This is a genomic window from Streptomyces sp. NPDC059582 (assembly GCF_042735715.1).
GTDB lineage: Bacteria > Actinomycetota > Actinomycetes > Streptomycetales > Streptomycetaceae > Streptomyces.
Window position 1 is genome coordinate 150,571 of record NZ_JBHWCC010000011.1, and the last position, 21,482, is coordinate 172,052.

15 protein-coding genes and 1 riboswitch are annotated in these 21,482 nt (G+C 70.3%); of the genes, 12 read left to right on the forward strand and 3 right to left on the reverse strand.

The window, feature by feature from the left end:
* Window positions 1-14: 14 nt before the first annotated feature.
* The 4 genes from nuoL (at window position 15) to recQ (ending at window position 7,393) form a co-directional block, all read left to right on the forward strand.
* The gene (nuoL, locus tag ACFV0T_RS13200; protein WP_385777712.1) at window positions 15-1,928 is read left to right on the forward strand and encodes an NADH-quinone oxidoreductase subunit L; all 1,914 of its coding nucleotides are present in this window, start codon (window positions 15-17) and stop codon (window positions 1,926-1,928) included.
* Between the two features lie 5 nt (window positions 1,929-1,933).
* Window positions 1,934-3,505, forward strand: coding sequence for an NADH-quinone oxidoreductase subunit M (locus ACFV0T_RS13205; protein WP_385777715.1), 1,572 nt, complete (start codon window positions 1,934-1,936; stop codon window positions 3,503-3,505).
* On the forward strand, window positions 3,502-5,160 hold the full coding sequence (gene nuoN / locus ACFV0T_RS13210) for an NADH-quinone oxidoreductase subunit NuoN (RefSeq protein WP_385777718.1): 1,659 nt from the start codon (window positions 3,502-3,504) through the stop codon (window positions 5,158-5,160). The genes ACFV0T_RS13205 and nuoN overlap by 4 nt, the downstream gene beginning before the upstream one ends.
* Window positions 5,161-5,416: 256 nt before the next feature.
* A complete protein-coding gene (recQ, locus tag ACFV0T_RS13215) occupies window positions 5,417-7,393 on the forward strand; it encodes a DNA helicase RecQ (protein ID WP_385777721.1) in 1,977 nt (658 codons plus the stop codon).
* Between the two features lie 174 nt (window positions 7,394-7,567).
* Here recQ and ACFV0T_RS13220 read toward each other — a convergent pair whose 3' ends face one another.
* Entirely contained in the window at window positions 7,568-8,506 is a 939-nt protein-coding gene (locus ACFV0T_RS13220) for a M56 family metallopeptidase (RefSeq protein WP_385777724.1), read from the reverse strand.
* 444 nt (window positions 8,507-8,950) lie between these two features.
* The gene (fahA, locus tag ACFV0T_RS13225) at window positions 8,951-10,171 is read right to left on the reverse strand and encodes a fumarylacetoacetase (RefSeq protein WP_385777727.1); all 1,221 of its coding nucleotides are present in this window, start codon (window positions 10,169-10,171) and stop codon (window positions 8,951-8,953) included.
* Window positions 10,172-10,424: 253 nt separating this feature from the next.
* On the opposite strand from fahA, the gene ACFV0T_RS13230 reads away from it, so the two are divergent.
* From ACFV0T_RS13230 to ACFV0T_RS13240, 3 genes are all read left to right on the forward strand, one after another.
* A complete protein-coding gene (locus tag ACFV0T_RS13230; RefSeq protein ID WP_385777730.1) occupies window positions 10,425-11,678 on the forward strand; it encodes an ATP-grasp domain-containing protein in 1,254 nt (417 codons plus the stop codon).
* 27 nt (window positions 11,679-11,705) lie between these two features.
* Window positions 11,706-12,965 (forward strand): FAD-dependent oxidoreductase, encoded by a 1,260-nt coding sequence (locus ACFV0T_RS13235; RefSeq protein WP_385777733.1) that lies wholly within the window; start codon window positions 11,706-11,708, stop codon window positions 12,963-12,965.
* A 143-nt stretch (window positions 12,966-13,108) separates the two neighbouring features.
* Complete coding sequence (locus tag ACFV0T_RS13240) at window positions 13,109-13,915, forward strand: HAD family hydrolase (RefSeq protein WP_385777736.1); 807 nt, start codon at window positions 13,109-13,111, stop codon at window positions 13,913-13,915.
* A 9-nt stretch (window positions 13,916-13,924) separates the two neighbouring features.
* Here ACFV0T_RS13240 and ACFV0T_RS13245 read toward each other — a convergent pair whose 3' ends face one another.
* Entirely contained in the window at window positions 13,925-14,404 is a 480-nt protein-coding gene (locus ACFV0T_RS13245) for a transglycosylase SLT domain-containing protein (protein ID WP_385777739.1), read from the reverse strand.
* Window positions 14,405-14,407: 3 nt separating this feature from the next.
* A riboswitch (cyclic di-AMP (ydaO/yuaA leader) is annotated at window positions 14,408-14,585 on the reverse strand.
* Between the two features lie 928 nt (window positions 14,586-15,513).
* Here ACFV0T_RS13245 and ACFV0T_RS13250 point away from each other — a divergent pair.
* The 5 genes from ACFV0T_RS13250 to ACFV0T_RS13270 all read left to right on the forward strand — a co-directional run bounded on the left by ACFV0T_RS13250 (window position 15,514) and on the right by ACFV0T_RS13270 (window position 21,442).
* Window positions 15,514-16,524 (forward strand): polyprenyl synthetase family protein, encoded by a 1,011-nt coding sequence (locus ACFV0T_RS13250; protein ID WP_385777742.1) that lies wholly within the window; start codon window positions 15,514-15,516, stop codon window positions 16,522-16,524.
* A gap of 343 nt (window positions 16,525-16,867) precedes the next feature.
* A complete protein-coding gene (locus tag ACFV0T_RS13255; protein WP_385777745.1) occupies window positions 16,868-17,884 on the forward strand; it encodes a CHRD domain-containing protein in 1,017 nt (338 codons plus the stop codon).
* Window positions 17,885-18,290: 406 nt separating this feature from the next.
* Window positions 18,291-19,529, forward strand: a complete 1,239-nt coding sequence (locus ACFV0T_RS13260; RefSeq protein WP_385777792.1) for an outer membrane lipoprotein carrier protein LolA — start codon at window positions 18,291-18,293, stop codon at window positions 19,527-19,529.
* 28 nt (window positions 19,530-19,557) lie between these two features.
* Window positions 19,558-20,532, forward strand: coding sequence for an ABC transporter ATP-binding protein (locus ACFV0T_RS13265; RefSeq protein WP_385777748.1), 975 nt, complete (start codon window positions 19,558-19,560; stop codon window positions 20,530-20,532).
* Window positions 20,519-21,442: an ABC transporter permease gene (locus ACFV0T_RS13270; RefSeq protein WP_385777752.1), complete on the forward strand. Its 924-nt coding sequence runs from the start codon at window positions 20,519-20,521 to the stop codon at window positions 21,440-21,442. Before ACFV0T_RS13265 ends, ACFV0T_RS13270 begins: the two co-directional genes overlap by 14 nt.
* Window positions 21,443-21,482 lie beyond the last annotated feature (40 nt).

Below are 21,482 nucleotides of genomic sequence, written 5' to 3' on the forward strand. Positions count from 1 at the left end.
GGGTCGGAAGAATCGTGGAGAACCTGATCGCGCTGCTCATCGCGGCGCCCCTGCTCGGAGCGGCCGTCCTGCTGGTCGGCGGTCGGCGGCTCGACGCCGTCGGCCACTGGATTGGCACGGCCCTCGCGGCCGTCTCCTTCGCGCTCGGTGTCGTCCTCTTCGCCGACCTGCTCGGCAAGGGTGCCGAGGACCGGACGCTGACCCAGCACCTGTTCAGCTGGATCCCGGTCGAGGGGTTCCAGGCGGACGTCGCCTTCCGTCTCGACCAGCTGTCGATGACGTTCGTGCTGCTGATCACGGGCGTCGGCTCGCTGATCCACCTGTACTCGATCGGGTACATGGAGCACGACGAGCGCCGCCGCCGCTTCTTCGGCTATCTGAACCTGTTCCTCGCGGCGATGCTGCTGCTCGTCCTCGCCGACAACTACCTGCTGCTGTACGTCGGCTGGGAGGGCGTCGGTCTCGCCTCGTACCTCCTCATCGGCTTCTGGCAGCACAAGCCCAGCGCGGCCACCGCGGCCAAGAAGGCCTTCCTGGTCAACCGGGTCGGCGACATGGGCCTGTCGATCGCCATCATGCTGATGTTCACCACCTTCGGCACGTTCGCCTTCGGCCCGGTCCTCGGCACCCATGCCGAGCCCGGCCTGGTCGGCGGCGCCACCGAGGGCAAGCTCACCGCCATCGCCCTGATGCTGTTGCTCGCCGCCTGCGGCAAGTCCGCTCAGGTCCCGCTGCAGTCCTGGCTCGGGGACGCGATGGAGGGCCCGACCCCGGTCTCGGCCCTCATCCACGCGGCGACGATGGTGACCGCGGGCGTCTACCTGATCGTCCGCTCCGCGGCGGTCTTCAACGGCGCGCCCGACGCACAGCTCGTCGTCACCGTCGTCGGCGCGGTCACGCTCCTGTTCGGTGCGATCGTCGGTTGCGCGAAGGACGACATCAAGAAGGCGCTGGCCGGCTCGACCATGTCGCAGATCGGCTACATGGTGCTCGCCGCGGGCCTCGGCCCCATCGGCTACGTCTTCGCGATCATGCACCTGGTGACCCACGGCTTCTTCAAGGCCGGGCTGTTCCTCGGTGCCGGTTCGGTCATGCACGGCATGAACGACGAGGTCGACATGCGGAAGTACGGCGGCCTCAGGAAGTACATGCCGGTCACCTTCGTGACCTTCGGTCTGGGCTACCTCGCCATCATCGGCTTCCCGGGCCTGTCCGGCTTCTTCTCCAAGGACAAGATCATCGAGGCGGCCTTCGCGAAGGGCGGCACCGAGGGCTGGATCCTCGGCGGCGCGGCCCTGCTCGGCGCGGCCATCACGGCGTACTACATGACGCGCGTGATGCTGATGACGTTCTTCGGCGAGAAGCGCTGGCAGCCGGACGCGGAGGGCCACGAGCCGCACCCGCACGAGTCGCCCAGGTCCATGACGATCCCGATGATCGTGCTGGCCTTCGGTTCGGTCTTCGCGGGCGGTCTGTTCAGCATCGGCGACCGCTTCCTGCACTGGCTGGAGCCCGTCACCGGGCACGCCGAGGGCGACTCGCCGCTCACCGCGACGACGGTCACCCTGGCCACGATGGTCGTGCTCGTCGTCGGTGTCGCCGTCGCGTACGCCCAGTACGGCCGCCGTCCGGTCCCGGTCGTCGCCCCGCGCGGGTCGCTGCTCACCCGGGCAGCCCGCCGCGACCTGCTCCAGGACGACTTCAACCACGTCGTCCTCGTACGCGGCGGGGAGCATCTGACGCGCTCCCTGGTGTACGTCGACCACACCCTGGTCGACGGCGTCGTCAACGGCACGGCGGCCTCGGTCGGCGGGCTCTCCGGACGGCTGCGCCGACTGCAGAACGGCTTCGCGCGGTCGTACGCGGTCTCGATGTTCGGCGGTGCGGCACTCCTCGTCGCCGCGACCCTGCTGATGAGGGCGGTCTGATACCGATGTCCTTTCCTCTGCTGACAGTGACGGCGGCGCTCCCGGCCGTCGGGGCGGTGGCCACGGCCGCCGTACCGGCCGCCCGGCGCAACGCCGCCAAGGCACTGGCGCTGCTCGTCTCGCTCGCCACGCTCGCACTGGCGATCGTCGTCCTGGTCCGGTTCGACCCGGGCGGCGACCGCTACCAGCTCACCGAGTCCCACGCCTGGATCAAGGACTTCGGCGTCAGGTACGAACTGGGCGTGGACGGCATCGGGGTGGCGCTGCTCGCGCTGACCGCCCTGCTGATCCCGTTCATCATCCTCGCGGGCTGGCACGACGCCGACCCGCTGGAGACCGGAAGCCGCCGCTGGCGTCCGACGCAGGGCTTCTTCGCCCTGATCCTGGCCGTCGAGGCGATGGTGATCATCTCCTTCGAGGCCACCGACGTCTTCCTCTTCTACATCTTCTTCGAGGCCATGCTCATCCCGATGTACTTCCTCATCGGCGGCTTCGGGGACCGTGCCCACCAGCACGGGGAGGAGACGGCGTCGACGCAGCGCTCGTACGCGGCGGTGAAGTTCCTCCTCTACAACCTGGTCGGCGGTCTGATCATGCTGGCCGCGGTGATCGGCCTCTACGTGGTCGCCGGAAACTTCAGCCTTCAGGAGATCGCGCAGGCCCGCGCGGACGGCTCGTTGCACATGGCGACCAGCACCGAACGCTGGCTGTTCCTGGGCTTCTTCTTCGCCTTCGCGGTGAAGGCCCCGCTGTGGCCGCTGCACACCTGGCTGCCCAACGCGATGGGGGAGGCCACCGCCCCGGTCGCCGTCCTCATCACGGCGGTCGTCGACAAGGTGGGCACCTTCGCGATGCTGCGCTTCTGCCTCCAGCTGTTCCCGGAGGCCTCGAAGTGGGCGACGCCCGCCATCCTCGTACTGGCGCTGATCAGCATCGTCTACGGGGCGCTGCTCGCGGTCGGGCAGCGCGACATCAAGCGGCTGGTGGCGTACGCGTCGATCTCGCACTTCGGGTTCATCATCATGGGCATCTTCGCGATGACGAGCCAGGGCCAGTCCGGCGCGACGCTCTACATGGTCAACCACGGGATCTCGACGGCGGCGCTGATGCTGGTCGCCGGCTTCCTGATCTCCCGGCGCGGCTCCCGGCTCATCGCCGACTACGGCGGGGTGCAGAAGGTCGCTCCGGTACTCGCCGGAACCTTCCTGATCGGCGGCCTGGCGACGCTCTCCCTGCCGGGTCTGGCGCCCTTCGTCAGTGAGTTCCTGGTGCTCGTCGGGACGTTCGCGCGCTATCCGGTGATCGGCATCATCGCCACCTTCGGCATCGTCCTCGCCGCGCTCTACACCCTCGTCCTCTACCAGCGGACGATGACGGGCCCGGTGAAGGCGGAGGTCGAGGGGATGCCGGACCTCAGGGTCCGCGAGCTCGTGGTCGTCGCCCCGCTGATCGTTCTGCTGATCTTCCTGGGCGTCTACCCGAAGCCCCTCACGGACATCGTCAACCCGGCGGTCAAGCAGACCATGTCCGACGTACAGAAGAAGGACCCCCAGCCCGAGGTGGAGGCGGCCAAGTGAGCGCAACAGCCGTCCACAGCCTGTGGACAACCGCGTCAACCGCGGCCGACCCGATCGCGAAGATCGGTGCGCCGAAGATCGAGTACGGGCAGCTGTCACCCACCCTGATCATCGTGGGTGCCGCGATCATCGGGGTGCTGGTCGAGGCGTTCGTGCCACGCAAGTCCCGTTACTACGCACAACTGTTCGTGTCCGTGGTCGCGCTCATCGCCGCCTTCGCGGCCGTGGTCGCGCTCGCGGCCAACGGCTACGGCACCACCAAGGCGCACATCGCGGCGATGGGCGCGATCGCGGTCGACGGGCCGTCCCTGTTCCTTCAGGGCACGATCCTGCTGACCGGTCTGGTCGGCCTCTTCACCTTCGCCGAGCGGCGCCTGGACCCGCAGGCGCACGGCAACCGGGTCGACTCGTTCGCGGCGCAGGCCGCGTCCGTGCCGGGCAGCGACAGTGAGAAGGCGGCCGTGAGGGCCGGTTTCACCACCACCGAGGTCTTCCCGCTGCTGCTCTTCGCGATCGCCGGCATGCTGGTCTTCCCCTCGGCCAACGACCTGCTGACGCTGTTCGTGGCCCTGGAGGTCTTCTCGCTGCCGCTGTACCTGCTGTGCGCGCTGGCCCGCCGCAAGCGGCTCATGTCGCAGGAGGCCGCGGTCAAGTACTTCCTGCTCGGCGCCTTCGCCTCCGCGTTCACGCTCTTCGGCATCGCCCTGCTGTACGGCTACGCCGGCTCGGTGTCGTACGCGACCATCTCGCAGGTCGTCGACGGCACGATCACGAACGTCGATCCGGCGCTCGCCGGCACCATGGGCAACGACGCGCTGCTGCTCGTCGGCACCGCGCTCCTGGTCATGGGCCTGCTGTTCAAGGTGGGCGCCGTCCCGTTCCACATGTGGACGCCGGACGTGTACCAGGGCGCGCCGACTCCGGTCACCGGGTTCATGGCGGCGGCGACCAAGGTGGCGGCCTTCGGCGCGCTGCTGCGGGTGCTGTACGTCATCCTGCCCGGCCTGCGCTGGGACTGGCGGCCGGTCATGTGGGGCGTTGCGATCATCACGATGCTGGGCGGCGCGATCGTCGCGATCACCCAGACCGACATCAAGCGACTGCTGGCGTACTCGTCGATCGCGCACGCCGGATTCATCCTCGCCGGTGTCATCGCGACCACGCCGGACGGCGTGTCCTCGGTGCTCTTCTACCTGGGCGCCTACTCGTTCGTGACGATCGGCGCGTTCGCGGTCGTCACTCTCGTACGGGACGCCGGCGGCGAGGCGACGCACCTGTCCAAGTGGGCCGGGCTCGGCCGCAGGTCTCCGCTGGTGGCGGCCGTGTTCGCGGTGTTCCTGCTGGCCTTCGCGGGCATCCCGCTGACCTCCGGGTTCGCCGGGAAGTTCGCCGTGTTCAAGGCCGCGGCGGAGGGCGGAGCGGCCCCGCTGGTCGTGGTCGGTGTGATCTCGTCGGCGATCGCGGCGTTCTTCTACATCCGGGTGATCGTCCTGATGTTCTTCAGCGAGCCGCGGCCGGACGGCCCGACCGTCGCCGTGCCGTCGGCGCTGACGATGACCGCGATCGGGGTGGGGGTGGCGGTGACGCTGGTGCTGGGCGTCGCCCCGCAGTACTTCCTGGACCTGGCGAACCAGGCGGGGGTGTTCGTGCGCTGACCCGCGGCGCTCCTGCGTCGGGCCCCGGTACCCACGAGGGGGACCGGGGCCCTCGCGCGTGCTCGGACGACGGAAGCCGTTCGATCGACGACCGAAGGTCGGCGAGGGGGAGCGCGGAAGAGCGAGGGAGAGCGAGGAAGGACGGCCGAACGTCAGCGAGGAAGACGGGGCGAGCCTGTGGATAACTCCGGCGCTGTCGGTGCGGACCCCTATCGTGGAGGCAGTGGTCGAGGGACGACGTGCGGGGGACAGGACGATGGGCGGGACGGGTGGGATCAGGGAGATGCCAGACATGACGGACAGCGAGGCGCTGGCCACGCTGCACCGGGTCTTCGGATACGGGGCCTTCCGCGGCGAGCAGGAAGCGGTCATCGAGCACGTGATCGCGGGCGGGGACGCTGTCGTCCTCATGCCGACCGGCGGCGGCAAGTCGCTGTGCTACCAGATCCCGTCCCTGGTCAGACCCGGCACAGGCATCGTCGTCTCCCCGCTCATCGCGCTGATGCAGGACCAGGTGGACGCGCTGCGGGCTCTCGGGGTGCGCGCGGGGTTCATGAACTCCACGCAGGGCTTCGACGAGCGGCGGACGGTCGAGGCCGAGTTCCTCGCCGGTGAACTCGACATGCTGTACCTGGCGCCGGAGCGACTGCGCCTCGACTCCACGCTGGACCTGCTCTCCCGCGGCAAGATCGCGGCCTTCGCGATCGACGAGGCGCACTGTGTGTCCCAGTGGGGGCACGACTTCCGCCCCGACTATCTGGCGCTCTCCCTGCTCGGCGAGCGCTGGCCGGACGTGCCGCGGATCGCGCTCACGGCGACGGCCACGCGCGCGACGCACCAGGAGATCACCCAGCGGCTGAACATGCCGACGGCCCGGCACTTCGAGGCCAGCTTCGACCGGCCCAACATCCAGTACCGGATCGTGCCCAAGGCCGACCCCAAGAAGCAGCTGCTGAGCTTCCTGCGCGAGGAGCACGCGGGTGACGCCGGCATCGTGTACTGCCTCTCGCGCAACTCGGTCGACAAGACAGCGGAGTTCCTGTCCCGCAACGGTGTCGAGGCGGTGCCGTACCACGCCGGGCTGGACGCGGGCACGCGTGCGGCGCATCAGTCGCGGTTCCTGCGGGAGGACGGGCTGGTCGTGGTGGCGACCATCGCCTTCGGCATGGGTATCGACAAGCCGGACGTGCGGTTCGTCGCCCACCTCGACCTGCCCAAGTCGGTCGAGGGCTACTACCAGGAGACGGGCCGCGCCGGCCGCGACGGACTCCCTTCGACAGCCTGGATGGCGTACGGACTCAACGACGTCATCCAGCAGCGCAAGCTGATCCAGTCCGGTGAGGGCGACGAGGCGTTCCGCCGCAGGGCCGCCGCGCACCTGGACTCGATGCTCGCGCTGTGCGAGACCGCCCAGTGCCGCCGCGGACAGCTCCTCGCCTACTTCGGTCAGGACCCGGACCCTGCGGGCTGCGGCAACTGCGACACCTGCCTCGTCCCGCCGGAGACCTGGGACGGCACCGTCGCGGCCCAGAAGGTGCTGTCGACCGTGGTGCGGCTCCAGCGGGAGCGCGGACAGAAGTTCGGCGCCGTGCAGATCGTCGACATCCTGATGGGACGGCGCACGGCCAAGGTGATCCAGTTCGACCACGACCAGCTGTCCGTGTTCGGCATCGGCGAGGAGCTGACCGAGGGCGAGTGGCGTGGTGCCGTACGGCAGCTGCTGGCGCAGGGGCTGCTCGCGGTCGAAGGGGACTACGGCACGCTGGTGCTGACCGAGGACAGCGGTTCGGTGCTGCGACGCGAGCGGGAGGTGCCGCTGCGTAAGGAACCGAAGAAGCCGGTGACCGAGCGCACCGCCTCCTCCGGCCGGGGCGAGCGCAAGGCCAAGGCCGCCGCGATCGAACTGCCCGAGGAACTGCTGCCCGCTTTCGAGGCCCTGCGCGCCTGGCGTGCGGAACAGGCCCGCGAACAGGGTGTCCCGGCGTACGTCATCTTCCACGACGCCACGCTCCGCGAGATCGCCACGGCCTGGCCCACGAGCGTGGCCCAGCTCGGCGGAATCAGCGGGGTCGGCGAGAAGAAGCTGGCCACCTACGGCGAAGGTGTCGTCGCGGTGCTGGCCGGCCTGGGCGGGACGCCCCAGGCGGAACCGACCACGGCGGCCCACGCCGATCCGGGTGCGGACGACTGGCCCGAGATGGACGCCGAGCCGGAGCCCGACGACTGGATGTAGCTGGGCGACGGGATGTGTCTCGGTGACGGGCTGGGGCTCGGCGACGGAACGTAGCTCGGCGGTGGGGGCGCGGCCGGCGATCCGGGGTCGGCTCGTCGATCGGGGGCCGCCCGGTGAATGGCGACGGCCGCCCGGCGAGACGGCGAGTCGTGGGCTCGACGAGCGGCTGTCGGGTCAGCCGAGCGCGGTCAGCCCGGGTGCGAACGTGATCAGCAGCGGGAGGAGCGGGACCAGTGCCGCCACCGTCGTCGTGAGGGCCCGGTCCCGACGGCCCAGGCGTGGGGGCGGTTCGAGCAGACGGTCGACCCGCTCGCCCAGGAGACGGTGGCTGGAGGCGCAGGAGAGCACTCCGCGGTGCTGGTTCAGCTCGATGAGGGCCAGCGCGGTGGTCAGGTGGCCGCAGCGGCGGGACGCCGTGTCGTCGGCGGCGAGCTCCACCAGCCGGTGGGTCTGGTCGCAGAAGTGGGCGAAGAGGGGGATGCGGGGGAAGCCGGTGGCCAGTGCCGTGGACAGATGCAGCAGCCAGTCGTGGTGGGCGCGGGCGTGGTCCCGTTCGTGGGTGAGGACGGCGTCGAGCTGGCGCGCGGTGAGACGGTGCAGGGCGCCGGTGGTGACGACCAGCTGGGGCGGGTGGCCGGGCAGCCACGAGGCGTCGGGGTACTCGTCCTCCAGCACCAGCAACGGCCCCCGGGCGGCGGGAAGGCCGGCCGGCAGGTCGGGGGCGCGTTCGCGCAGATGGGCGCGGGTCAGGCAACGGCGGCGCCGGGCCTCGACGAGTTCGCGGGCGAGCATCGCCGTGGTCCAGGCGGCACCGCAGGCGAGCAGCAGGGTCAGGGCCGTCGCCCAAGGCGGTGTGGCCGAGAGGTCGTACGCCTCGGTCACGGCGCGCGGCGCGGGGGCGAAGACCTGGACGCGGACGGTGTGGAAGACGGCGGCGGCACTCAGCACGAGGGCCGTGAGACAGCACAGCAGCACGGTGGCGACCAGGCACTGCCACACCCACAGCGCGACCACGGGTTCCCGCTCGGGCCACACCGCCCGGGTCAGCGCGCGCGGAACCGGCACGGCGGCCACCAGGGCGACGAGGCTCAGCAGGAGCAGGCAGAGGGTCATGCCACGGGCTCCGGATCCTGATCGGAGGGGGTGGTTGTCAGGGGGTGCGAGTGGATGCGAGTGGAACGGGGGTGCGGTCGGGCGGTGCGGAGGCGGACCCGGCATGCGTGTCGTCCGCCCACCGCCAGTATGAGGGCGCCGGAGGCCGGAGTCAGGGTCCTTGGGCGACTGGCCCCGGGGACGGCCAGGACTCCCCGGCTCGGCCGGGCCGCCCGCCGGCACCTACGTGCCTCGCGGCCCACGACCCGCGCTCCGGACTCCGTGCTCCGGACTCCGCGCTCCGGACTCCGTGCTCCGGACTCCGTGCTCCGGACTCCGTGCTCCGGACTCCGTGCTCCGGACTCCGTGCTCCGGACTCCGTGCTCCGGACTCCGTGCTCCGGACCTTGCGCTCCGGACCTTGCGCCCCGGACCGCTCAGGACCCGCGCTCCGGACCTCCGTCGGTCAGTCCCGCGGCACCACGCGTCCCGTCACTTCCCCGAGCCCCACCCGCAGTCCGTCCGGTCCGGGAGCCCAGGCCGTCATGGTGACCACGTCGCCGTCCTCCAGGAAGGCCCGCTTGCCGTCGGGCAGTTCGAGCGGGTCGCGGCCGTTCCAGGTCAGTTCCAGCAGGGAGCCGCGTTCACGCTCGTGCGCACCGCTGACCGTGCCCGACCCGTACAGGTCGCCCGTGCGCAGCGAGGCGCCGTTCACGGTCATGTGGGCGAGTTGCTGGGCGGCGGTCCAGTACATGGTGGAGAAGGGCGGCTCGGACACGACCTGGCCGTTGATCGCGACGGAGATGCGCAGGTCGTAGCCGCCGGGCTCCTCGTCCGTGTCGTCCAGATACGGCAGCAGCGCGTGTGTGCGCGCCGGCGGCGCCACCCGGGCGGCGTCCAGCGCGTCCAGCGGTGTGATCCACGCCGACACCGAGGTGGCGAAGGACTTGCCGAGGAAGGGACCGAGCGGGACGTACTCCCAGGCCTGGATGTCGCGGGCGGACCAGTCGTTGAGCAGGCACAGGCCGAAGACGTGGTCCGTGAAGTCGCCGAGCGCCACCGGCCGGCCCTGCTGCGACGGCGCTCCCACCACGAAGCCGACCTCGGCCTCGATGTCCAGCCGGACCGACGGGCCGAAGACCGGTGCCTCGTCGCTGGGGGCCTTGCGCTGGCCCGACGGACGTACGACGTCCGTGCCCGACACCACGACCGTCCCGGACCGCCCGTGGTAACCGATGGGCAGGTGCTTCCAGTTCGGGGTCAGGGAGTCCACCGCGTCCGGGCGGAAGATCTGCCCGACATTGCGGGCGTGGTTCTCGGAGGCGTAGAAGTCGACGTAGTCGGCGACCTCGAAGGGCAGGTGCAGGGTCACCGACGACAGCGGGTGGAAGAAGGGCTCGACGGCCCGCTGGTGGGCCGGCACCGTGACCCACCCGGTCAGTGCGCGTCGCACGTCCGACCACACCGTGCGGCCCGCCGCCAGCAGCGGGTTCAGGGTCGGCCGGGCGAGCACGGAGGCGTACGGGGAGCCGAGTGCGAGGGCCGCGGCCCCCGCGTCGAGGACGTGGTCGCCGAGGCGGACACCGACCCTGCGCTCGTCGGAGTCCGGACCCGCGGGGGAGAAGACGCCGTACGGAAGGTTGTGCGGCCCGAAGGGATCGCCCTCGGGGACGTCGAAGGGGGGCATGGGTGCTGCCTCACTCTCGGATGCGTGCGGTGCGTTCCGTTTGGTCGTGCCACATGGTGTGTTCCATGCGACCGCGGCACACGTTACGGCTGAGTTGCCTGTCTTGGGCAGTGTCTAAAGAGTTTGCAATGTCCGTTTTGGGGTTGTGGGAGGCGCCAATTCCGGCTTAGCGTCCTTTGGGGGACACGGACGGGGTGGGTCCGGTCCGTAGGGGGGACACGTGGGGGGACCCGTGGCCGGGAGCACCAGCAGCATGCCTTTCGAGGCCGATCGTGATGTGCCGGGTCTGATCGTGAAATTCGGCGACTATCCGCTGCACCACGGTGGGGTCGGAGCGATCCGCAGTCTGGGCCGCCTGGGCGTCCCGATGTATGCGATAACCGAGGACCGTTACACGCCGGCCGCCGCCTCGCGCTATCTCGAGCGCGCGTTCGTCTGGCCGACGACCGGCACCGAGGAGCCGGAGTACCTGGTGGAGGGACTCCTGCGGATCGGCCGTCGCATCGGCCGGCCCGCCGTCCTCGTCCCGACCGACGAAGAGGCCGCGGTCCTGATCGCCGAGCACCAGGACGCCCTCGCCGAGCGCTTTCTCTTCCCACGGGTCGAGCCCGGCCTGCCGCGCCACCTGGCCAGCAAGCAGGGCCTGCACGAACTGTGCGTGGAACACGGCATTCCGAGCCCGTCGGCGGCCTTCCCGCAGTCCTACGACGACATCGTCGCGTTCGCCGAGAAGGCCCGCTTCCCGGTGGTGGCCAAGAACCGTGAGGCGTTCGTACGGCGCAAACGACCGGCTGTGAACGGCACGACCAGGATCGCCACCCGGGAGGGCCTGCTCGCGCTCGCCGACGACTGGGGCGAGCGGCACGGCGACCCCGGCGTGATCCTCCAGGAGTACCTGCCGCGGGAGCAGGCGGAGGACTGGATCGTGCACGCCTACTTCGACCGGGACTCGATCCCGCTGGCGATGTTCACCGGTGTGAAGGTCCGCTCCTGGCCGCCGCACGCGGGCATGACGGCGAACGCGTATGTCGTCGACAACCCGGAACTCGCGGACCTCGCCACACGTTTCATCAAACAGATCGGCTTCACCGGAATCATCGACCTCGACCTGCGCTTCGACCGGCGCGACGGTCAGTACAAACTGCTCGACTTCAACCCGCGTATGGGCGCCCAGTTCCGGCTCTTCGAGAACGAGTCGGGTGTGGACGTGGTCCGCGCCATGCATCTGGACCTGACGGGCCGCACCGTTCCGGAGGGGGAACAGCGAGCCGGCCACCGGTACATCGTGGAGAACATCGACCTGCCCGCTCTCCTCGCCTACCGCCGCAGCGGCTATACGACGCCGCACGCACCGGCGCGGGCGAGCGGGACGGAGCTGGCCTGGCTGGCAGGGGACGACCTGCGGCCGTTCTTCACGATGCTCGCGCGCTTCGTGCGGCCGGGCGCGAAGCATCTGTACCAGCTGTGGCGCACCAACCGCCGCGGCGGCAGCACCACCACGAAGTGACGAAGTGACGTCCTGGGGAGGGACTTCGTGATCCGACCGGTAGCAATCATCGGCGCCGGGCCGTTCGGCCTGTCGACCGCCGCCCATCTGCGGGCGCGCGGCATCCCTGTCCGCGTCTTCGGCGAGCCCATGGTGAGCTGGCGCGACCACATGCCCGCGGGCATGCTCCTGAAGTCGACGCCGGTGGCCTCCAACATCGACGCCCCGCAGCAGGGCCACGACCTCGTCGACTACTGCGACGCGGCCGGCATACGCCGACTGGTGACGGACGAGGACATCATCCCCGCCGAGAGCTTCATCGCCTACGGCGAGTGGTTCCAGCAGAAGCTGGTGCCCGAGCTGGAGCGCGTCAGGGTCGTCTCCGTCGACCGCAAGGCCGGTGGAACAGATGGAGCAGGTGGAGCAGGTGGAGCGGGTGGCGACGGCGGGGCGGCCGGCTCCGGATTCGAACTGAAGCTGGACTCGGGCGAGTTGTTCACCGCCCGGGCGGTCGTCGTGGCCACGGGCCTGTCCGGTCTGTCCCATCTGCCGCCGGAGCTGGCCGCGGCCGCCGCGGACGGCCCCGCGCCCACCGGCCGGGTCTCCCACAGTTCCCAGCACCACGACCTCAGCAGGTTCTCCGGCAAGGAGCTCATCGTCGTCGGCGCCGGCCAGTCCGCGCTGGAGACGGCGGCACTCGCGGCGGAAGCGGGCGCGCAGGTGCGCGTCGTCTCGCGCGGCCGCGGCCGGGTGGCCTTCGGCGCACCTCCGTGGGACCAGCCGAAGCTGCGCCCCGAGTCCCCCTTCGGCCGGGCCTGGTCGCTGTGGGCGCTCAGCTACTACCCGCACCCCTATCGCTACCTCCCGGCCCAGACCCGCCACTACCTGGTCCGCCGGGTCCTCGGCCCGCTCGGCGCATGGTGGCTGCGCGACCGCTTCGAGGGCAAGGTGCAGGTCAGCGAGGTCGCGCGGATAGTAGGGGCGGCCGCGGCGGACGACCGTACGACGCTGACGGTCGCCCCACACGCGGGTGGCACCCGGCAGCTGTCCGCCGACCACGTCATCGCGGCGACCGGATACCGGGTGGACATAGCCGCGATGGACTTCCTCGGCCATGAGCTGCGCACCGCGCTCGCGGTGAGCCGGGGCACTCCGAAGCTCGGCGCGGGCTATGTGTCGTCCGTGCCCGGTCTGTACTTCACCGGCCTCCCGGCGGCGGCTTCGTACGGCCCGGTGATGCGCTTCGTGTGCGGTACGGAGTTCGCGTCCCCGCGGCTGGCGAAGCACCTGGCGGCGGCGCACGGCTGAGGAGGGGCCGGAAAGGAGTCTCTGACCATTTCGCTCACCAACATGTTCAACCGCGTCAACACCACCATCAAGGAGCCCGCGCGCACTACTTGGGGCTGAAACGGGGGTGAGTCGTGGGGGCGCGGTGTCCGTATTCTCTGATCATGGCCGCTCCCCTCGCATTCTCACTCATCGCCACCGACCTGGACGGAACGCTGCTGCGCGGCGACGACACGTTCTCCGACCGGTCCCTCGCCGCGCTGGCGCGGGTGGTGGACGCCGGTGCCCGGCATCTCGTGGTGACCGGGCGCCCGGCCCCGAGGGTGCGGCCGCTGCTCGACGAGCTGCGCTGCACCGGGCTCGCGGTGTGCGGGCAGGGCGCGCAGTTGTACGACGCCGGCGCGGACCGGCTGCTGTGGTCGGTCACTCTCGACCGGGAGCTGGCCGAGACCGCCCTCGGCAAGATCGAGGCCGAGGTCGGGCAGGTGTACGCGGCGGTGGACCAGGACGGGGTCGACGGCCTCACGCTGATCGAACCCGGCTATCTGATGCCCCACCCGACCCTGCCCGCGGTGCGGGTCGGACGGCGCGACGACCTGTGGTGCGACCCCATCAGCAAGGTCCTGTTGCGCCATCCCGCCCTGTCCGACGACGAGTTGGCGGCGACAGCGCGATCCGTGGTGGGGTCGCTGGCGACGGTCACCATGTCGGGTCCGGGGACCGTCGAGCTCCAGCCGTGCGGTGTCACCAAGGCGACCGGCCTGGCGCTGGCCGCCGAGCACCTCGGCCTGGGTGCCGAACGGGCCCTCGCCTTCGGCGACATGCCCAACGACATCCCCATGTTCGACTCGGCCGCCCACGGGGTGGCGATGGCCAACGCCCACCCCGAGCTCAAGGCGGTGGCCGACGAGATCACCTTGTCGAACGAGGACGACGGGGTCGCCGTCGTCCTCGAGAGACTCTTTCCGTGATCGGACCGGTCAGTACGCGCTGAACACGTTGTCGATCGAGCCGTACCGCTTGGCGGCGTAGTTGCAGGCGGCCGTGATGTTCGCGACCGGGTCGTAGATGTCGAACGACGTGCCTGCCACGTGGTACGCGGCGAACGTGGGGTCGATGACCTGGAGCAGGCCCTTGGACGGTATGCCCTTGACCGCGTTGGAGTCCCAGAGGTTGATGGCGCGCGGGTTGCCGGAGGACTCGCGGATCACGTTGCGGTAGATCCCCTTGTAGGTGCCGGGGATCTTGTGCTTCGCCATGACGGAGAGGGACTGCCGGATCCAGCCGTCGAGGTTCTTGTTGTACGTGGCTGCGGTCACGGGCTTGGAGGTCACGGACGTGGTGGCCGCGGAGGCGCAGGTCGCGCCGAGGAGGGGGAGAGCGAGTACGGCGGCGCCGGTGCCGGCGACGGCGAGCGTGCGGACGAAACGGGCGCGACGAGTCTGACCGATAGCGAGCATGTCGAGGTTCCTCTCCGGCGCCTGCGAGGTGAGCTGTCGGGCTCGGGCGGGGAGGTGCCCGGTCGTAGCGCCCTTCGGCGATGCGACTTAGCCCCTAGCCGTTCCGGTGCGATGTCCGAACCGGCGGCTTGCCTGGGTTCCCCCGCTCCTGCCGTACGAATGAGTTCGTCGATGGTGGTGAAGGGCGGCGGCAGGATTAGGCGTCCGCCCGATTGCCCGGAACGTATGCGAGAGCACATGTCCGAAACAAGTACCGAATTCACATCTCACACCGATTGACCTTGGTCTGAGGCATATGGAGTGCTTGATCCTTTGCGGTTGCCAAGGGTCAAATCGCTTGCGGCAGAAGGGCGGTGGGGTGGGGGGTGGATATTCCCCCATCTAGGGTCGAGTGACCCAATTCACGCACTCTGGGGGGCTGGATCATTTGCCGACAAGAGGGATTCATTAATTAATCGTGGCAAATCGGACATCGGTGTTGAGGTGGCCCCTTTATCTTGGATTAGTCCGATTTGGTCGGTATTGATCGGGGTGGGTGTGGAGTGCCGGCACCCGTCCCCTCCGTCGCCTCGACCCTCTCCGCCTTCGCTGTCCTCTGTGGAGGGTGGCTTCGGTGGCTCCGATGGTTCCGGTGGCGTCGGTGGCGTCGGTGGTTCCGGTGGTCGCCGCCGGGGCGTCGCTGTCGGGGGGCGACTTTGTTGGGGTGTCGCACCTGCGCGTACGGGGGCGCCGCGCGGGCGCGGATGAGCGGGTGCCTTCGGCCGGTCAGGTGACGGTGTGCGGCGATCCGTTGCGCCGGGTCGGATGTCGTCCCGTGTCGGTGCTGACCTGGGCGAGGTCCGCCCGGGGCGGCGTGGTGCGGGGCGCGGGGCGGGGATCCTTGCTTTCTGGTGCGCCGACAGTTCCCGTCGTACCGGCGGGAATCCGATGCGGTGTGCCCATGTCGTCCGATCGGCGACATACCGGGCGTGATCCGGTACCGCCTGGCCTGTAACCGTGGGGGCTATCGGTGATCGAAACGTGACCGGATACGCTGACTTGAGTGAGGGCAGCGACCTATCGACAAACCGTGTAAGCGCCAGTAGACACCAGCAGACAGGAGACCCCTCGTGACCGTCGTCGGGCCGTTCGGGCTGAGCGTGCGGGACCAGGCTCTGGAAGCCGATGTCCAGGCCGGATTGGCGGCTGTCGAGGAAGGCTTGCTCGAGGCCACCAAGAGCGAGGTCCCCTTCATCACGGAGGCCGCGCAGCATCTGGTGCGGGCGGGCGGGAAGCGCTTCCGGCCGTTGCTCGTGATGCTCGCGGCGCAGTTCGGGGACCGGCATGCGCCGGGGATCGTGCCGTCGGCGGTGGTCGTGGAACTGACCCACCTCGCCACGCTGTACCACGACGACGTCATGGACGAGGCCGAGGTGCGGCGCGGGGTGGACAGCGCGAACACCCGCTGGGGCAACTCGGTCGCGGTCCTCACCGGTGACTTCCTGTTCGCGCGGGCCTCGCACATCCTGGCCGACCTCGGGCCGGAGGCGGTGCGGGTGCAGGCGGAGGCGTTCGAGCGGCTCGTGACCGGGCAGATCCTGGAGACGGCGGGGCCGCAGGACGGTCGGGATCCGGTCGAGCACTACCTCGACGTGCTGGGTGGCAAGACCGGGTCGCTGGTGGCGGTGGCGTGCCGGTTCGGGGCGATGATGTCCGGGGCGGACGAGACGGTCGTGGACGTGCTGACGCAGTACGGGGAGCGGCTCGGGGTCGCCTTCCAGCTGGCCGACGACGTGCTCGACATCGCGTCGGACTCCCACGAGTCCGGGAAGACGCCCGGGACGGATCTGCGCGAGGGCATCCCCACGCTTCCGGTGCTGCGGCTGCGGGAGCGGGCGGCACGGCTGGGGCTGGCGGAGGATGTCGCTCTGTGCGAGCTGCTGGACTCCGACCTGAGTGATGACGCGCGGCTGGCGGAGGCGTTGGGTGCGCTGCGGGCGCATCCTGCGCTGGAGCAGGCGCGGCGGGACACCGTGCGGTATGCGGAGGATGCGCGGGCCGCGTTGGCGCCGTTGCGGGAGTGTGGAGCGAAGCGGGCGCTGGTGGAGTTGTGTGATGCGGTGGTGCATCGGGCGGGGTAGGGGAGTTTGCCCACCCACCCACCCACCCGCCCACCCGTCCGACTCGATTGGTGGGAAGTGACCCCCGTTCCGGGGCTCCGCCCCGGACCCCGGCGGGACTCCGTCCCCTGCGCCCCACCGGGACTCCGGCTCCGCGTGCCGGCGTTCCCGGACTCCGGCGTCCCGGCTGCCCGGCAGGGCGCTCCTGCGTCATCCCGCTCCGTCCCGTCCCTGCCCCGCAGTACACCCTCCCATGTGACCCACCTCACAAACCTGGACTGAGTCCAATCTGAGATCCGCTCCGTACTCATGCCCAGAAGCTGACGCAGGGGGCGTTGGCTGGGATACGGGGAGAAGTCGCGTCATGGGTGTGAACGGGACGTTTTCGAAGCGTCGTAAGAGTCTGATCGTCACCGCTGTCGCGGTGGCCGCCGTCGGTGGGGTCGCGGCCGCGGTCATTCCGGCTTTCGCCGCCGGGGGGCGAGGTGCCGACCACGCGGGCCACGTCGGCGACGGTGTGGTCACGCAGAGTGGAAGCCTCGGCGGGGGAACCGTCCTCGCCGCGAGTCTCCGGGGGGCCGGTGAGGTGCCCGTCGCGGGTGGGCCGGCCGTCGGGGACAAGGACGGGGCCGCGCTGGAGTTCATCAGGATCAAGGGCGACAAGGTGTCCGTGGCCGTGACCTGGCGCGGTACCGGCAGGCCGACCCTCCTGCACATCCACCAGGGCGCCAAGGGTGTCAACGGTGGCGTCAAGGTCGACTTCGGCAAGCTGCTCGACGGCGGTAGCGGCAGGGGCAAAGGCAAGGGCCACAGTGTGGTCGGCACCGTCAGGGTCAAGGACGCGGGGCTGCTCAGCGCGCTGAAGGCCGATCCCGGCGCGTTCTACGCCAACCTGCACACCGCCGAGTTCCCCGGCGGAGCCGTCCGTGGCCAGCTGCACAAGGTCACCACGGCCGCCTTCGACTTCCGTGACGCGCTGGACAACTTCCAGGCGTCCGTCGTCAAGGGCAGGCAGATCTACGAGTGCAAGCCCGCCGAGGGTGGCGGTCACGCCTTCGCCCAGCGGGACGTCAGCGCCGTGCTCGGCGGCCGTATCGCACACTCGTTCGTGCGGCCCAACTCCGGTACCCCGCAGTGGGTGGCACGGGACGGCAGCGCGGTCACCGGGACGCTGATCAGCAAGACCCCGAACGGTGACGGCAACATTCCCGAGCTGGACCTCCGGGCCACCCGGTCCGGCAAGCACCACGGGCTGCTCGCCGGCACCACGGAGATCCTGCGGCTGAACACCGTCGGCGGAGTCGCCCCCGCGGGCTCCTGTGCCCCGGGCACCGTCGTCGGCGTGCCGTACCAGGCGGACTACGTGTTCCTGCAGCACTGACCTCTCGAAGGCCGACCTCTCCAAGGCCGACCCCTCGAAGAGCGACCCCTCGAAGACCGACCCCTCGAAGACCGACCTCTCGAAGACCGACCTCTCGAAGACCGACCTCTCGAAGACCGAAGGCCGGCCTTTCGAAGAGTCGCCGAACGAACACCGAACGAGTGCGGCGCCGCCCCGACCCCTACGGGTCGGGCGAGGTGCCGCACCCTCGTGTCATACCCCAGCAGTACGTGGAGTTGAGCCCGCGGTCTGACGCTTACCGGGGACCGATTTGGTCAGATGGACACCACGGAAAACTCCACTCCTCACCGATTCGGGTGAGAATGGCGGCTCAGGGTGGAATCAGCGGGACGCGCCGAGACGGACAGCCGCCGCCGACGACGGAGGTAAGGCACACATGGCACCGATGGCACCGTACGAATCCGACGACAGCACGAACGGCACGACCACGACCGCCGCGGAGGCCGGCGAGCCGCGCAGCGGGCGGCGTGCGGCCGCTCGGTACGTCGTCCCGGTCGCGGTGGTGGGGGTGGCCGCGGCGACCATCGGGCTCGTCCCGGCGCTTGCCTCCTCCGGCGACCCGGACCTGCCCAAGATCACCGCGGCACAGCTCATCAACAAGATCGCCAAGTCGGACGTGGAGCAGCTGTCCGGCACCGTGAAGATCACTACGGACCTGGGGCTGCCCGACCTCGGCGGACTGGAGAGTGGCCTGCTCTCGGGCGCCACGCAGCCCGGCGGCGACGGCTCGGCCGCGGATCCGTCGGCCAAGCTGACGGAACTCGCCGCCGGCACGCACACCCTGCGTGTCGCGGCCGACGGCCCGGACCGCCAGAAGCTCTCGCTGCTGGAGAACGCCGCCGAATACAGCCTCATCCACGACGGCAAGGACGTCTGGGGCTACGACAGCAAGTCCAACGAGGTCTACCACTCCACCGCGGACGACAGCGCCGCCAAGGGACGGGACGGCGAGGACCACGTCCCGGCCACGCCCAAGGACCTCACCGACGAGGCCCTGAAGTCGGTCGACGACACCACGTCCGTGACGGTCGACGGCACCATGCAGGTCGCCGGACGGGACGCCTACAAGCTGCTCATCACGCCGAAGCAGTCCGGCACCACGGTCGGCGCGATCACCGTGGCAGTGGACGCGAAGACGGGGCTGCCGCTGAAGTTCACGCTGACCCCGGCCGGCGGTGGCGCCGCCGTGGTGGACGCGGGCTTCACCCAGGTCAGCTTCGCCAGGCCGGCCGCCTCGACCTTCGACTTCACCCCGCCCAAGGGCGCCAAGGTCACCGAGGGCGACGACCTCGGGCACGGCCGGGAGAACGGGAAGCCGGAGGAGGACCTCTCCAAGGGAGCCGACGGCCTCGGCGGCCTGGAGGACCACAAGGTCATAGGCGAGGGCTGGAACTCCGTCGCCGTGTTCGACAGCGGCAGCAAGGGGGGCCTGCCCTCCGAGTCCGCCGACGGCGACCTGGGCGGCTTCCTCGGCTCGCTCGGCGACAAGGTCAGCGGCAAGTTCGGCTCGGGCACGGTCTTCTCCACCCGCCTGGTCAACGCCCTGGTCACGGACGACGGCAAGGTGTACGTCGGCGCCGTCACCAAGGACGCGCTCGTGAAGGCCGCCGACACCGGACGCTGAGTACGGGCCCGACGAATCGAGGGAGCCGATGGACGAACCGTCCGCCACGGAACCGCACCCGAAGGACGCGGATGCCGGCGTCATCGACACCCGCGGCCTCACCAAGCGCTACCGCGGCGGACAGCTCGCCGTCGACGGTCTGGACCTGACCGTACCGGCGGGCAGCGTCTTCGGCTTCCTCGGTCCGAACGGCTCCGGCAAGACCACCACCATCCGCATGCTGATGGGCCTGATCGAGCCCACCTCGGGCACGGCGCGGGTGCTGGGGCGCCCCATGCCCCGCGCCTCCCGCGCCGTGCTGCCCCAGGTCGGCACCCTGATCGAGGGCCCGGCCCTCTACGGCTTCCTCTCCGGCCGTGACAACCTGCTGAGATACGACTCCGCCGACCCGACGGCCGACCCCCGCACCCGGCGCGCCCGCGTCGGGCAGGCGCTGGACCGGGTGGGACTGACGGCCGCCGCGGGCAAGAAGGCGAAGGCGTACTCCCTCGGCATGAAGCAGCGGCTCGGACTGGCGGCCGCCCTTCTCCAGCCGCGCCGCCTGCTCGTCCTGGACGAGCCGACCAACGGCCTCGACCCGCAGGGCATGCGGGAGATCCGGGCCCTGGTACGGGAGCTGGCCTCCGACGGCACGACCGTCTTCCTGTCCTCGCACCTGCTCGACGAGATCGAGCAGGTGTGCACGCATGCCGCGGTGATGACGCAGGGGCGGCTCGTCGTCCAGGGCGAGGTCGCCGACCTGGCCGCCGGGGCGCGCGGCAGACTGGTGGTGACCACGCCGGACCCGGGAGACGCGGCCCGCGTGCTGAAGGAACAGGGCGTCGGCGACGTGGTCGTCAGCGACGAGCGGGTGACCGGCGAACCACCGGACCGGGACCTCGCCGAGCTGAACGCCGCTCTGGTGACGGCCGGCGTCCGGGTCCGTGGCTTCGGGCTCGAACGGGCCTCGCTGGAGGACGCGTTCGTGGCCCTGACGGGGGAGGGTTTCGATGTCGCAGGTTGAACCGGCCGCTGCTGCCTCCGCCTCCGTGTCGGCCGCCGTGGGCGGCGGGGCCGAAGTCCCGCGCGGGCCGAGCCCGTTGTGGACCTTCGGCCTGCTCCGCAGCGAGCTGGTGACGACCTTCCGGCGCTGGCGCACAGTCGCCCTCCTGGGCGTGCTGGCGGCCGTACCGGTCCTGGTCGGGATCGCGGTGAAGATCGAGACCGGCGACGGGTCCTCGGCCGGTGGCGGGGGCGGCGGGGGGCCGGCCTTCATCTCGCAGATCACCAACAACGGTCTGTTCCTGGTGTTCACGGCGCTGGCCGCGACGCTCCCGTTCTTCCTGCCGATGGCGATCGGTGTCGTCGCGGGCGACGCGATCGCGGGCGAGGCCAGTGCCGGAACGCTCCGCTACCTCCTGGTGGCTCCGGCCGGCCGCACCCGTCTGCTGCTCGTCAAGTACGCGACCGCCATGGCCTTCTGCCTGGTGGCCACCCTCGTGGTCGCGGCCTCGGCGATGGCGGTGGGGGCGCTGCTCTTCCCGCTCGGCGACCTGACGACGATCTCCGGCACCAGGATCACCTTCGCCGAGGGCCTGGGCCGAGCGGTGCTGATCGCTCTGGTCGTCGCCCTGTCGCTGGTCGGTGTCGCGGCGCTCGGCCTGTTCGTCTCGACGCTGACGAGCAGCGGCATCTCGGCCATGGCGACGACCGTGGGCCTGCTGATCACCGTCCAGATCCTCGACCAGATCCCGCAGCTCCACGCGATCCAGCCGTACCTCTTCTCCCACTACTGGCTGTCCTTCGCCGATCTGATGCGCGAACCGGTCTACTGGGACGACCTGGTGAAGAACCTCGGTCTCCAGGCCGTGTACGCGGCGGTGTTCGGCTCCGCCGCCTGGGCTCGCTTCACGACGAAGGACATCAGCAGCTAAGGACATCAGCAGCTAGGGACATCAGCAGCTGGCGGGACGG

Bases quoted from the DNA above. Each gene is read 5' to 3' on its own strand.
- ACFV0T_RS13270 (WP_385777752.1), top strand. From the start codon at position 20,519: ATGTCGCAGGTTGAACCGGCCGCTGCTGCCTCCGCCTCCGTGTCGGCC.
- fahA (WP_385777727.1), bottom strand. From the start codon at position 10,171: ATGCCCCCCTTCGACGTCCCCGAGGGCGATCCCTTCGGGCCGCACAAC.
- ACFV0T_RS13255 (WP_385777745.1), top strand. From the start codon at position 16,868: ATGGGTGTGAACGGGACGTTTTCGAAGCGTCGTAAGAGTCTGATCGTC.
- recQ (WP_385777721.1), top strand. From the start codon at position 5,417: ATGGGCGGGACGGGTGGGATCAGGGAGATGCCAGACATGACGGACAGC.
- ACFV0T_RS13260 (WP_385777792.1), top strand. From the start codon at position 18,291: ATGGCACCGTACGAATCCGACGACAGCACGAACGGCACGACCACGACC.
- ACFV0T_RS13205 (WP_385777715.1), top strand. From the start codon at position 1,934: ATGTCCTTTCCTCTGCTGACAGTGACGGCGGCGCTCCCGGCCGTCGGG.
- ACFV0T_RS13230 (WP_385777730.1), top strand. From the start codon at position 10,425: ATGCCTTTCGAGGCCGATCGTGATGTGCCGGGTCTGATCGTGAAATTC.
- ACFV0T_RS13240 (WP_385777736.1), top strand. From the start codon at position 13,109: ATGGCCGCTCCCCTCGCATTCTCACTCATCGCCACCGACCTGGACGGA.
- ACFV0T_RS13265 (WP_385777748.1), top strand. From the start codon at position 19,558: ATGGACGAACCGTCCGCCACGGAACCGCACCCGAAGGACGCGGATGCC.
- ACFV0T_RS13220 (WP_385777724.1), bottom strand. From the start codon at position 8,506: ATGACCCTCTGCCTGCTCCTGCTGAGCCTCGTCGCCCTGGTGGCCGCC.
- ACFV0T_RS13245 (WP_385777739.1), bottom strand. From the start codon at position 14,404: ATGCTCGCTATCGGTCAGACTCGTCGCGCCCGTTTCGTCCGCACGCTC.